The sequence below is a fragment of the Roseovarius sp. genome (assembly GCF_048262375.1).
In the GTDB taxonomy this organism is placed as follows: domain Bacteria; phylum Pseudomonadota; class Alphaproteobacteria; order Rhodobacterales; family Rhodobacteraceae; genus Roseovarius.
The window spans coordinates 121,282-133,464 of sequence record NZ_JBLXFE010000002.1; the positions used below are offsets into that span (position 1 = coordinate 121,282).

Here is a 12,183-nt window from a genome sequence, read left to right on the forward strand (position 1 = left end):
TGTACTGATAAAACCACCAATTTCTTTCAGCGTTCTTAAAATACTCAAAACCTGCGCACGGATTGAGCGCCGCGATTTGAGTATTTATGGAACAGTGAAACCAGTGGGGGCATGATGCGCAATCTCCTGCCCGTTCTCACCATCGTCGCCGCCCTCCTTGCGCTCTGGTATGCCGCCGCCGTGGCGCTCAACGCGCAATGGGCGCGCGATCAGGCGGCGCGCGCGGGCGCGACTTTGACCCTCAGCGCGCTGGTGGCCGACACATGGTCGCAGGACAAGCCCAAGCTGCCCGCCCCGCATCAGGTGGCAACCGAGATTTGGGCCACCACCGGCGCCATGGTGCTGGAAGGGCGCGGATTTTCAAAACGCTCGCTCTTCTATCACAGCTGGATCACCTTCAGCGCCACAGCGCTTGGGTTTGTCCTTGGCACAGCCCTTGGCGTCGCGCTGGCCATCGGCATTGTCTACAACCGCACCATGGACATGAGCGTGATGCCATGGGTTATCGCCTCTCAGACCATTCCCATCCTCGCCATCGCGCCGATGATCATCGTGGTGCTCAATGCCGTAGGCATTTCCGGGCTGCTGCCCAAGGCTATGATCTCGATGTATCTGTCGTTCTTTCCGGTCGTGGTGGGCATGGTTAAGGGTCTGCGCAGCCCCGCACTCATGCAACTCGACCAGATGCGGACGTGGAATGCGAGTGCCGCCCAGACTTTCTGGCGGTTACGCCTGCCCTCGTCGATGCCCTATCTCTTTACCTCGCTCAAGGTCGGCATGGCCGCGAGCCTTGTCGGCGCCATCGTCGGAGAATTGCCAACCGGCGCGGTCGCGGGCCTCGGCGCGCGCCTGCTCGCCGGGAGCTATTATGGCCAGACGATCCAGATCTGGTCGGCCTTAATCATGGCGGCAACGCTGGCGGCGGCTTTGGTGGGAGTGATCGGCCTCATCCAACGGATCACGCTCAGACGGATGGGGATGATGTGATGGGGTGGTTGGCGCTTGGATTGTCGGCTTGGGTGCTTGGATGGTGGCTCAATTCCCACCTGTCGCAGCGTCCCAAAACACGGGCCACCCAGCTGTTGGTGCCGGTGATCTTTGGCCTCACCGTGGTGCTGATCTGGGAATGTCTCGTGCGCGGCCTGTCCATTTCCCCTGTTCTCCTGCCTGCCCCCACCGCCATTGCCGCGACCTTTGCCAAGTCCACCCATATCCTCTGGGCTGATTTCGTGCAGACCGCCCTCAAGGGCGCGCTGACGGGCTATATCATGGGCTGCGGTGCGGCCTTCCTGACCGCCATCGCCATCGACCGCTTCCCTTTCCTCCAACGCGGCCTCCTGCCGGTGGGTAATTTCGTCGCCGCCCTGCCGATCATCGGCATGGCCCCCATTCTGGTGATGTGGTTCGGCTTTGACTGGCAGTCCAAGGCGGCGGTCGTCGTGGTTATGGTGTTCTTTCCAATGCTCGTGAACACCGTGCAAGGCCTGACCGATACCGACGCCATGCAGCGCGACCTGATGCGCACCTATGCAGCGGGCTATTGGCAAACCTTGTTCAAGCTGCGCCTGCCCGCCGCGATGCCCTTTGTCTTCAACGGTCTCAAGATCGCGACGACACTGGCGCTGATCGGGGCGATTGTGGCAGAGTTCTTTGGCTCGCCCATCAAGGGCATGGGATTCCGCATTTCGACCTCGGTCGGGCAATTGGCGCTCGATCTGGTCTGGGCCGAAATCGTGGTCGCGGCCATCGCGGGCTCTGGATTTTACGGCGCCGTGGCGCTCTTGGAAAAGGCGGTGACCTTTTGGCACCCGTCACAAAGAGGCCGGGCATAAGACAAAGAAACCACCAACATGGGAGACGACAAATGAAGACACTGATGGGAACCCTCAGCTTCGCGGCGCTGACCAGCCTCGCGGGTATGGCGCAGGCGGCGGATGATCTGACACTGCAACTCAAATGGGTGACGCAGGCGCAGTTTGCGGGCTATTATGTGGCCCTCGACAAGGGCTTTTACGAGGAAGAAGACCTGAACGTCACGATCAAGCCGGGCGGGCCGGACATCGCGCCCACGCAGGTGATCGCAGGCGGCGGCGCGGATGTGACCGTGGAGTGGATGCCCGCCGCCCTTTCAGCACGCGAAAAGGGCCTGCCGCTGGTGAATATCGCGCAGCCTTTCAAATCCTCGGGCATGATGCTGACCTGCCTCAAGGAAACCGGCGTCACCGGGCCTGCGGATTTTCCGGGCCGGACCTTGGGGGTCTGGTTCTTTGGCAATGAATTCCCGTTCCTGTCGTGGATGAGCCAATTAGGCATTCCCACCGAAGGCGGGGCCGAGGGCGTGACCGTCCTCAAACAGGGCTTCAACGTTGATCCGCTGTTGCAAAAACAGGCGGATTGCATCTCGACCATGACCTATAATGAATATTGGCAGGTGATTGACGCAGGCATCACCGAGGATCAGCTGATCACCTTCAAATACGAGGATCAGGGCGTTGCCACACTCGAAGACGGCCTCTATGTGCTGGAAGACAAGCTGAGCGATCCTGCCGAGGTGGACAAGCTCACGCGCTTTGTGCGCGCCTCGATGAAGGGCTGGAAATGGGCCGAGGAAAACCCAAAGGACGCGGCGATGATCGTTCTCGACAATGACGCCACCGGCGCGCAGACCGAAGAGCATCAGATCCGCATGATGACCGAAGTGGCCAAACTGACCGCAGGCTCCAACGGCGCGCTGGATCCGGCCGATTTTGAGCGCACGGTGCAATCGTTGCTCTCTGGCGGATCGGACCCGGTGATCAGCGCACATCCCGGCGATGCAGCCTGGACCCATGCGATCACCGACGCCGCGTTGAACTGACCTCGCAGGGGGTTCAAACCCATGGCCCGGAGCACCCGCCCGGGCCATTTACATGCAATAGATCAAACGGTGCCGCAGCCCACCGTCATTGATCTAGGGGACACGCTCCCAGACCCCACCACATATTGACATAGCGCCTCAAAAACCTATGCAAATGAATACTTTAATTGAAATCACACCTGTGATAGACTGCTTTGCATAAATCAATGCCAGTCGGATAACCGGCGGCGCGAGGCAGTAAAAGAGCGGTTCTATGAAAAGACGGGGCAGGCAGCCAGTCCGTTGGGGGCTGGTGGCGTTCGCAACAGTTTGGATGCTGATCATCGTGCCGTTGAGCGCGGCGGCCGCACCCTATGCGGCATTTGTAATGGACGCCCGCAACGGAGAAGTGCTCTATTCCAATAACGCCGACGCACGGCTGCACCCGGCCTCTCTGACCAAGATGATGACGCTCTATGTCGTGTTTGAAGCCATCGAGAACGGTGAAATCAGTCTGGATGACAAGGTGCAGATTTCCAGACATGCCGCGAACGAGCCGCCGAGCAAGCTGGGGCTGCGCGCGGGCAGCACGATTGCCCTGCGCTACCTGATCCGCGCCGCAGCAGTCAAATCCGCCAATGATGCGGCCACCGCATTGGGTGAGGCGATCGAAGGGTCCGAAGCTCAGTTTGCGCGCCGGATGAATCGCACGGCCAAAGCGCTTGGCATGAACCGCAGCACGTTCAAGAACGCCAATGGCCTGACTGAAAACGGACATTTGTCAACGGCCCGTGACATGTCGATTCTCGGACGGCATCTGTTCTATGACTACCCGGAATATTACAATCTCTTCTCACGCATTACCGCCGATGCAGGCATTGCGCCGGTCAGCCATACCAACCGCCGCCTGCTCGAAGCCTATCGTGGCGCCGACGGGATCAAGACTGGCTATACCCGCGCCGCGGGCTTTAACCTGACCGCAAGCGCGGAACGGAACGGCGAGCGGATCATCGCCACGGTCTTTGGCGGACAATCTACCGCGTCCCGCAATGCCAAAGTGGCGGAACTCCTTGATCTGGGGTTCCAAAAGGCACCGACACGCGTTGCCGTGCATCGTCCGGCACGTCCGCCCTATCTGGGCAAGCTCGGCACGGCCCCCGTGATGATCGCTGCAGGCGATGACCGCCCCGCGATTGCCGCGAAAACGGTGCGGCTGACGACCGCAGCCGCAGTCGTCAAGAGCCTGAGACCGCAATCGCGCCCTCTGCCCCAAGTGGCGCCGTCCGTCATAGCCGCGCGGGACGATATCGAGCGCGCGCTGCTGGCCGCGCAGCAGGTTGCCAGCGCCACGCCAGACGCAACCGCCCCCGCCCAAGGCAGCATGGCAGTCACGTCTGAAACACGCCCAGAGCTGCGCCCGACCGATATCGTTCTGGCGAGTGCACTGGCCTCTGAACCTGAACCAGAGGTGGTCACCCGTGTCTCGACGTCAGGCGGGCGGCATTGGGGCATCAATGTTGGCCGCTACCCAAGCGAGTACAAAGCGCGTCAGGTGTTGCTCAAGACCGCGCTCAATGAAATGGCCACGCTTGACGGCAGTCTGCGCAAGGTGGTCCAGCGTCCCGCCGGGTTTGATGCGAATTTCATGGGTATGACACGCGAAAGCGCAGATCTCGCCTGTCGTCGTCTTCAGGCCAAGAAAATCACCTGCTTTATGATCGGGCCAAGCTAAGACGTCGGTACATTGGGGGCCAGCCCCCAAACCCCCGAGGTATTTTCGGCCAGATGAAACTGGCTCAGGGTTTGGGATGATCATCCCATTCATCCGACAGGATGCGTCGTGCATCGCCCTCGGGGTCGTCATACTGGTTCGAGCGCACAGTATAGACAAAAGCCACAAGACCCACCCCACCAAGAATTAGGGAAATCGGGATCAGGTAGGTGAGAATATTCATCGCTTACCTCAGGCGCAGGGCGTTGAGGGACACGGTAATCGAACTGAGCGACATGGCCAAGGCAGCGATCAGCGGCGAGCAGAGCCCCACCACAGCCAGCGGGACCGCGATGACATTGTAGACCGTAGCAATCGTGAAGTTTTCACGGATGCGGCGGGTGGCGGACTGCGCCGTTACGCAAGCTGCCGCAATCGGTGTGAGGTCATTACCCAAGAGCACGATGTCAGACGCCACACGCGCGGCATCCAGTGCCGTGGCGGGCGAAATCGACACATGCGCCCCCGCCAGCGCCGCCGTATCGTTCAGCCCGTCCCCCACCATCAGCACATGCGCGCCCTCAGCAGTCAATGCCGCCACGCGCGCCGCCTTATCGGCGGGCAACGCCTCGGCCATCCAATGCGGGATGCCTAGACGCATGGCCAGAGAGTCAACCGCTGGCGTGGTATCGCCTGAAATCAGAATGACCCGCTTGCCCTGATCCATCAGCCCCTGCACCGCCTCTGCCGCGCCGGGGCGCAGCGCATCAGCAAAGAGAAAGGCCACGGGCGGTTCCTCACCGATTTTGAGGAAGGTTGCAGTTTCTGCAAGACCCTGCGCCCCGGTCCAGCTTGCACGACCCAACCGCACCTCTTGGCCCTTGAACTCTGCCTTTGTACCGTATCCCGGTACTTCTGTAACATCTGTAACATCCGCCGCCGCAAACCCGGCGTCTCTCGCCGCGCGGGAAATCGACTGCGCCAAGGGGTGCGACGATCCCTGTGCCAAGGCCAGCGCCAACTCCAGAACCGGACGCGGCATGCCGTCCAGATTGGTCAGTTGCGGCATGCCGGTGGTCAGTGTGCCAGTCTTGTCAAACACCACCGTATCAACCTGCGCCAGACGTTCGAGCGCGGTTTCATGCTTGATCAGCATACCGCGCCGAAAAAGCCGACCAGAGGCCGCCGTCGTCACCGCAGGCACCGCAAGGCCAAGCGCGCAAGGGCATGTGATGATCAGAACCGCCGCCGCAATATTGAGAGCCGTACGAACGTCCCATGTATAGAAATACCAACCCGCAAAGCTGAGACCCGCGAGGATATGCACCCCCGGCGCATAGAGTTTGGCGGCGCTGTCCGCGAGCGAGGTATAACGCGAACGCCCGGATTCCGCGATAGCCACAAGATCGGCCATCCGGTGCAGCGAGGTTTCCGCCCCCACCGCCGTCGCACGAATGGTGAGCGGCCCGGTAAGATTGACCTCTCCGGCGCTGACCACCTGTCCTACACCGGCAAACACGGGCAACGTTTCACCGGTGAGAAGCGAGCGGTCAATCTCGGACGTGCCGCTGACAATTTGGCCATCCACCGGCATGCGCCCGCCCGGACGCACAAGGATAAGATCGCCCACAGCCAGAAGCGCCACGTTGACCTGCTCCTCCTCCCCGTCCACCAGACGAATTGCGCGTGGCACCTCAAGGGCTGTCAGCTCTTCGGCGGCGGAGCGGGCAATCGCCCGCGTCCGGTGATCGAGGTAGCGACCTGCGAGCAAAAAGAACGTGAGGGCGAGCGCGGCGTCAAAATAAGCGTGCTCACCCGAAAGCATGGTTTCCCACAAAGAGGTGACGATCGCCAGAACAATGGCCAGAACGATCGGCACATCCATGTTGAGCCGCCCATTGCGCAGGGCCGCCCATGCATTGCGAAAGAATGGCACGCCGGAAAAGGCAATCGCAGGCAGGGTGATCGCGGCAGAAATCCAGTGGAACATGTCGCGCGTCGCGGCTTCGGCCCCTGACCAGACCGAGACCGACAAGAGCATGACATTCATGCTGGCAAACCCCGCCACGGCCAGACGCATCAAGAGGTCGCGCCCGGCGCGGTCATTGGCCGTGGCATTGAGCGTGCCCTGATCCAGCTCATAGGCCTCATAGCCCAGCCCCTCGACCAGCGCGCGCATTTCTTCGGCTGTCACGTCGGGGGCGGCGTCGATGCTGGCGCGCTTGAGAGTCAGGTTGACACGCGCCGACTTGACCTGCGGATGCCCGTTCAAGGCACGCTCGATCTTTGAGATGCAGGCCGAGCAGTGGATCGTCGGCAAAGAGAGAGCGATCTGCGCATTAGGCAGGGCACGCGCCGCCAAAGCTTCTGCCGCCGGGGCGGCGGCACAGGCCGGACAAGCCGAGGGCGAGGGGCGCATCGTCGCGGTCATGAACTATTCCTTGTGCAGGACAACGCGCTGCTGAAAGAGGGTTCCATCGCGATCCCATGCCTTCATGCGGATGTTCCAGTTGCCATTGCCAAGGGCCACGGGGGCGACATAGGCATGCCCATCATAGTGAAAATCCGGTGTCTGGTCCTCATAAACATGGGTCGCACGCCCAACCGTAGCCTCCAGCCGGTCTACCTTGACCGGATTACCCCCATCATCGGTAATGCTGAGGACAAGAACGCCCCCCGCATGATCCGCCGACACGGTCCAGCCCAGCCCCTCTTGGGCGGACTTTCGCGCGTCGAATTCCTGGCTGGCGACATAGGAATTCTTGACCTCCAGCCCCGGAAACGTGCGCACCGCTGAATAGGCCAACACCAGATTGACGCTGATTATCACCGAAAAGGCCGCAACGAACCCGATCAACACATGTTTTCCGGTGATTTGACGCTCTGCCATCATTCGTCCTTTCCGTTGAAAACCGTATCCTTATAGGCGCGCTCACCACTCGTCAGATCCTCAATCCAGAGACGCACGTCACTGCGTTCTTCTGTTGCGGGCTCCGATCCCGGAGGTGCGATCAGATACACCCGTTGCAGATGCATTTCATCGGCAGGGACGCTGATTCTGCCATCGGCTGTGCCTTCCAGCTCCACCAAAATCGACGGGTCACCTTTGACCGTAACCTCAAAGGCGCGCTCGTCATGGTGCATGTTGCGGATGCGCACCTCATAGGTGTTGCGGATCGACCCATCGGACAGGGTCACAAAAGTCGGATTGCGCACGGGTGCAACAGTAAGGTCGATCTCTGACCGGATGAACAATGCAAAGACCAGCCCGATCCCTACAAACGACCAGAGCGCGGTGTAGAGGATGGTGCGCGGGCGTAGAACGTGCTTGAAGATGGGCTTTGGCTTGCCGCCCGCGCGCTCGGACACCTCGTCGGTAAAGGCCATATAGTCGATCAGGCCGCGCGGCTTGCCGATCTTGGCCATGATATCATCGCAGGCGTCAATACAGAGCGCACAGGTGATGCATTCCAACTGTTGACCATCGCGGATGTCAATCCCGACCGGGCAGACGTTGACGCAGGCCATGCAGTCGATGCAATCCCCCTGCGGCTCGCCCGCCTTGACCGCCTCGGAATTCTTGCGTGGCTCGCCACGCCATTCACGGTAGCCGACGGTCAGCGTGTCCTCATCCATCATCGCGGCCTGAATGCGTGGCCAAGGGCAGGCATAGATGCAGATCTGTTCACGCGCGAAGCCGCCAAAGAAAAAGGTCGTGCCAGTCAGCACCGCAACCGTCGTGTAGGCGATAGGATGGGCATTCAGCGTAAAGAAATCCGCCAGCAATGTCGGCGCATCGGTGAAATAGAACACCCACGCGCCGCCAGTGGCCAGCGCGATCAAAGCCCAAGTGATCCACTTGGTCAGCCTCAGCCGCACCTTGCGCAGATCCCAGTTCTTTTGTCGGTGCAGACGCAGGCGGGCATTGCGATCCCCCTCAATCCAACGCTCGACCAGAATGAAGAGGTCGGTCCACACGGTTTGCGGGCAGGTATATCCACACCAGACCCGGCCCAGTGCCGAGGTAAAAAGAAACAGCCCCAACCCCGCCATAACCAAGAGACCCGCGACGAAATAGAACTCATGTGGCCAAATTTCGATCCAGAAGAAAAAAAACCGCCGGTTCGCCAGATCAAGAAGCACCGCCTGATCCGGCAGCGCCGCGCCGCGATCCCATCGAATCCACGGCGTGATATAGTAGATCCCCAAGGTGACAATCATGATCACCCATTTCAGGTTTCGGAACTTGCCATAGACTTTCTTGGGAAAGACCGGCTCGCGCGCAGCGTAAAGGGATTGCGGTTCTGTCGGATGGGAATCAGCCACGGAAATCCTCCGGTATATTCATCATGTTGATCGTCTTTTGTCAGGGCTTGGATACAAGAGCTTTGACCTGCATCAAATTCTGAATCCCAAATCGATCTATTGCCATTGTGTTCCCTGTCGAGCAATTCGCCGCAACCAAGTGACAAACGCCTTGGCAGCTGGGCGCAAAACGGTGGGACGGGTTACGATATGATAACCGCTTTGCGTGTCTTCCTCGAACAAAAGCCGCAGTCGACCCGCCGCGATATCCTGACGCACCCAATCGTGCACTGTAACGGCAACACCCTGCCCGTTGCGCAAGCCGTCAAGCAACAGATTGCCGGGCACCTGCAGCAGTCCGGCGACCCGCTCCTTGACGACCCCCCTTTGGCGCAACCAATCACTTGCCTCATTGGTGCCATACTCCTGCAACCATGGCAGATCGACGAGATCTTCTGGGCAATTGATCCGCACTCCATCAACCAGGTGCGGCGCAGCTACGGCGACGATGGGCGAATGAAACAACAATTCCGCCTCTAGCCCCGGCCACACCCCAGTGCCGTAACGGATGGCGATATCGATGCCGCCCGGTTCAAGGTGAACAAGACGCGGACTCGGATCAATCATCAGGTCGATCTGCGGATGCGCCTGACGAAAGTCGCTCAGACGCGGCATCAACCAATGCGCCGCGAAACTGGGTGTGGTCGAAATCTGCAACGGCCTGTTCGCATCGGCCCCGGTCAGCGCCTCGACCGCCCGCGCAATCGCGCCGAACCCCAGTGACAGCGCGTCAGCCAAATCCTGTCCTTCTGATGTCAGACGCAATTGTCTGCCAGAACGGTCAACAAGCGCCACCCCCAGATGCGATTCCAATTGCTTGATCTGCTGGCTCACGGCCGCGTGGCTTACGTTCAATCGCGCACCCGCCGCGGCTGTGCCGCCGGTTTCGGCCAATGCCGCAAACGCGCGCAACGCGGTCAGAGAGGGCAGGGACAACCAATCCATTATGTTAGATTACCTTACAAGTGAGAAATTTTCCAGAGTCGCGTGCCATTCGGACTTACCGCATATTAAAGGCATGAAAAGCAAATAGGAAAGGATGGAACAATGTTTGGAATTCTCGCTAATACTTTCAGGACAGCAACCCGTACAAACACCCGGTACGACACCATGCCCCACGGTTACGGTCGGGCGCATTGGTCACCTGCAGAGCGTTTTGACGCCCGCTCCGGTGCTGAAATCGAGGCGCATCTTCATGCCCGCCGCCGTGACTGAGCGGCGCGCGCCCGGCACCAGATGGCCATGGCGTGGCGGACGGTGGGCCTCCTCATCCACATACCAGAGAACTCCCGTCGGCCATAGAAAAAGCCCCGCTTTGGGGCCTGATGATTGACAGTGCGGTTCTTTTTGGTGGTAATCGGCACCGGTCCTTCCAGGAAACGCGCGAACAGGACGGAACGACCGGTGCCTAGCCCCGGACCCTGTCATGCAGCAGGGTCCGGGGTGTTCTTCTGGGCTATTCGCCCCCGCCCAACTGGTGGACATAGATCGCCACGGCGCGGATTTCCGCCTCGCTCAGATCGGCCCCACCCATCGGCGGCATCAGGCCAAAGCGCGAATTGGTCACAGTCTCCTTGATCGTGTCGAACGACCCGCCATAGAGCCAGATCGCATCGGCCAGATTAGGTGCCCCCTGATAGATATCACCCTCTCCCGCCTCGCCATGGCAGGCCACGCAATTGTCCATGAACACGGTCTCGCCTTCGGCGACTAGGGACGCATCCTGCGGTGTGCCCGACATGGACATCACATAGTTGACGACCTGATCAATCTGCGCGGGCTCCAGCATCTCGCCAAAGGCGGGCATCTGCGAATAGCGCGCATCGGCATCCACTTCGTTGCGGATACCATGGGCGATCGTGGCATGAATATCCTCGATCGTGCCGCCCCAGAGCCAGTCATTGTCCAGAAGGTTGGGATAACCCTTGGCCCCTGCCGCACCCGAGCCATGGCACTGCGCGCACCATGTCTTGAACACCGCATTGCCTGCCGATGTCGCATAGCCCTGCAACTCCGGATCGCCGGAAATTTCTGTCAACTCGACCGTTTCCAGCCTGGCGTTGATCGCGGCGTTGGCAGCTTCAGCCTCGGCCAGTTCAGCGGCCACATTGGCGCGCGTCGACCAGCCCTTGTAGCCGGCCGTCGCCCCCTGAACCAGCGGCCACGCCGGATAGGCGACCACATACCACAGAGCCCAGACGATACAGGCATAGAACGTCCACAGCCACCAGCGCGGCAGGGGATTGTTGTATTCCTCAATCCCGTCCCATTGATGGCCTGTGGTTTCGACCTCTTTGTTCTTCTTATTAGGTTGTTTGGCCATGACTCATGCCTCCTCGTGCCGGGCGCCATGGGCGGGGGCCGGTCTGTCTTCATGCCGGAACGGGATGGTTGACGGGCTCTCATAGCTCTTGGTGGCACCGGGGCGGAATACCCAGAGTACGACGCCTACAAAGAAGGCGAAGAGCGCCATCAACATCCAGCTGTCGGCAAATTCACGTAACAGGGAATAGGTTTCCATTGATCCGCTCCTTTACCGGCTTGCGACGGGGGTGAAGGTCGAGAAATCAACCAGCGTGCCCAGCATTTGCAGATAGGCAATCAGCGCATCTGCCTCTGAAATCCCCGGCTGCCCGTCAAAATTGCGCACCTGCGCGTTGGGATAGCGGGCCAACAGACCATCGGTATCGCCATCCGGATCGGCTTGCACCTTGAAATCGGCCTTGGCGCTCTCGATCATTTCGTCGGTATAGGGCACGCCCACCAAACGATGCGTCTTGATCAAATCCTCGATATGCTCGGGCTCGATCATCCGGTTCTCAAGAAATCCATACTTTGGCATCACCGACTCCGGCACCACCGACTGCGGATCGCGCAGGTGGTCGACGTGCCACTCATCCGAATAACGCCCCCCGACACGGGCCAGATCCGGCCCCGTGCGCTTGGAACCCCACTGGTGCGGGTGGTCATATTTCGACTCTGCCGCCAATGAATAATGGCCATAGCGCTCGACCTCATCGCGCATGGGGCGGATCATCTGGCTGTGGCAGACATAACAGCCTTCGCGCAGATAGATATCCCGCCCGGTCAGTTCCAGCGGGGAATAGGGGCGCATGCCCTCGACATCCTCGATGGTATTTTCAAGCCAGAACAGCGGGGCGATCTGAACGATCCCCCCAATGGTGACCACAAGAAAGGCAAAGATCGCCAAAAGCGTGACGTTCTTTTCCAGGATTGCGTGTTTGTCCAGAATTGCCATCTCTCCGGCCCT

General features: G+C 60.0%; 12 protein-coding genes. 4 read left to right on the forward strand and 8 right to left on the reverse strand.

Annotated elements, in window-relative coordinates; translation table 11 throughout:
• Positions 1–111: 111 nt before the first annotated feature.
• The 4 genes from ACN0SW_RS03135 (at position 112) to ACN0SW_RS03150 (ending at position 4,568) form a co-directional block, all read left to right on the forward strand.
• The gene (locus tag ACN0SW_RS03135) at positions 112–987 is read left to right on the forward strand and encodes an ABC transporter permease (protein ID WP_417726443.1); all 876 of its coding nucleotides are present in this window, start codon (positions 112–114) and stop codon (positions 985–987) included.
• A complete protein-coding gene (locus tag ACN0SW_RS03140) occupies positions 987–1,832 on the forward strand; it encodes an ABC transporter permease (protein WP_417726444.1) in 846 nt (281 codons plus the stop codon). Before ACN0SW_RS03135 ends, ACN0SW_RS03140 begins: the two co-directional genes overlap by 1 nt.
• Positions 1,833–1,864: 32 nt before the next feature.
• A complete protein-coding gene (locus ACN0SW_RS03145) occupies positions 1,865–2,857 on the forward strand; it encodes an ABC transporter substrate-binding protein (RefSeq protein WP_417726445.1) in 993 nt (330 codons plus the stop codon).
• 253 nt (positions 2,858–3,110) lie between these two features.
• Entirely contained in the window at positions 3,111–4,568 is a 1,458-nt protein-coding gene (locus ACN0SW_RS03150; protein WP_417726446.1) for a serine hydrolase, read from the forward strand.
• Between the two features lie 64 nt (positions 4,569–4,632).
• Here ACN0SW_RS03150 and ccoS read toward each other — a convergent pair whose 3' ends face one another.
• The 8 genes from ccoS to ccoO all read right to left on the reverse strand — a co-directional run bounded on the left by ccoS (position 4,633) and on the right by ccoO (position 12,171).
• Positions 4,633–4,791, reverse strand: a complete 159-nt coding sequence (ccoS, locus tag ACN0SW_RS03155) for a cbb3-type cytochrome oxidase assembly protein CcoS (protein WP_417726447.1) — start codon at positions 4,789–4,791, stop codon at positions 4,633–4,635.
• A gap of 3 nt (positions 4,792–4,794) precedes the next feature.
• Positions 4,795–6,978, reverse strand: a complete 2,184-nt coding sequence (locus ACN0SW_RS03160) for a heavy metal translocating P-type ATPase (protein WP_417726448.1) — start codon at positions 6,976–6,978, stop codon at positions 4,795–4,797.
• Positions 6,979–6,981: 3 nt separating this feature from the next.
• On the reverse strand, positions 6,982–7,440 hold the full coding sequence (locus tag ACN0SW_RS03165; protein WP_417726449.1) for a FixH family protein: 459 nt from the start codon (positions 7,438–7,440) through the stop codon (positions 6,982–6,984).
• Entirely contained in the window at positions 7,437–8,879 is a 1,443-nt protein-coding gene (gene ccoG / locus ACN0SW_RS03170; protein WP_417726656.1) for a cytochrome c oxidase accessory protein CcoG, read from the reverse strand. The genes ACN0SW_RS03165 and ccoG overlap by 4 nt, the downstream gene beginning before the upstream one ends.
• Positions 8,880–8,969: 90 nt before the next feature.
• Entirely contained in the window at positions 8,970–9,857 is an 888-nt protein-coding gene (locus tag ACN0SW_RS03175) for a LysR family transcriptional regulator (protein ID WP_417726450.1), read from the reverse strand.
• 511 nt (positions 9,858–10,368) lie between these two features.
• On the reverse strand, positions 10,369–11,235 hold the full coding sequence (gene ccoP, locus ACN0SW_RS03180; protein WP_417726451.1) for a cytochrome-c oxidase, cbb3-type subunit III: 867 nt from the start codon (positions 11,233–11,235) through the stop codon (positions 10,369–10,371).
• A 3-nt stretch (positions 11,236–11,238) separates the two neighbouring features.
• Positions 11,239–11,433, reverse strand: a complete 195-nt coding sequence (locus ACN0SW_RS03185) for a cbb3-type cytochrome c oxidase subunit 3 (protein WP_417726452.1) — start codon at positions 11,431–11,433, stop codon at positions 11,239–11,241.
• A gap of 12 nt (positions 11,434–11,445) precedes the next feature.
• A complete protein-coding gene (ccoO, locus tag ACN0SW_RS03190; protein WP_417726453.1) occupies positions 11,446–12,171 on the reverse strand; it encodes a cytochrome-c oxidase, cbb3-type subunit II in 726 nt (241 codons plus the stop codon).
• Positions 12,172–12,183: the final 12 nt, after the last annotated feature.

Bases quoted from the DNA above. Each gene is read 5' to 3' on its own strand.
- ACN0SW_RS03135 (WP_417726443.1), top strand. From the start codon at position 112: ATGATGCGCAATCTCCTGCCCGTTCTCACCATCGTCGCCGCCCTCCTT.
- ACN0SW_RS03140 (WP_417726444.1), top strand. From the start codon at position 987: ATGGGGTGGTTGGCGCTTGGATTGTCGGCTTGGGTGCTTGGATGGTGG.
- ACN0SW_RS03145 (WP_417726445.1), top strand. From the start codon at position 1,865: ATGAAGACACTGATGGGAACCCTCAGCTTCGCGGCGCTGACCAGCCTC.
- ACN0SW_RS03150 (WP_417726446.1), top strand. From the start codon at position 3,111: ATGAAAAGACGGGGCAGGCAGCCAGTCCGTTGGGGGCTGGTGGCGTTC.
- ccoS (WP_417726447.1), bottom strand. From the start codon at position 4,791: ATGAATATTCTCACCTACCTGATCCCGATTTCCCTAATTCTTGGTGGG.
- ACN0SW_RS03160 (WP_417726448.1), bottom strand. From the start codon at position 6,978: ATGACCGCGACGATGCGCCCCTCGCCCTCGGCTTGTCCGGCCTGTGCC.
- ACN0SW_RS03165 (WP_417726449.1), bottom strand. From the start codon at position 7,440: ATGATGGCAGAGCGTCAAATCACCGGAAAACATGTGTTGATCGGGTTC.
- ACN0SW_RS03175 (WP_417726450.1), bottom strand. From the start codon at position 9,857: ATGGATTGGTTGTCCCTGCCCTCTCTGACCGCGTTGCGCGCGTTTGCG.
- ccoP (WP_417726451.1), bottom strand. From the start codon at position 11,235: ATGGCCAAACAACCTAATAAGAAGAACAAAGAGGTCGAAACCACAGGC.
- ACN0SW_RS03185 (WP_417726452.1), bottom strand. From the start codon at position 11,433: ATGGAAACCTATTCCCTGTTACGTGAATTTGCCGACAGCTGGATGTTG.
- ccoO (WP_417726453.1), bottom strand. From the start codon at position 12,171: ATGGCAATTCTGGACAAACACGCAATCCTGGAAAAGAACGTCACGCTT.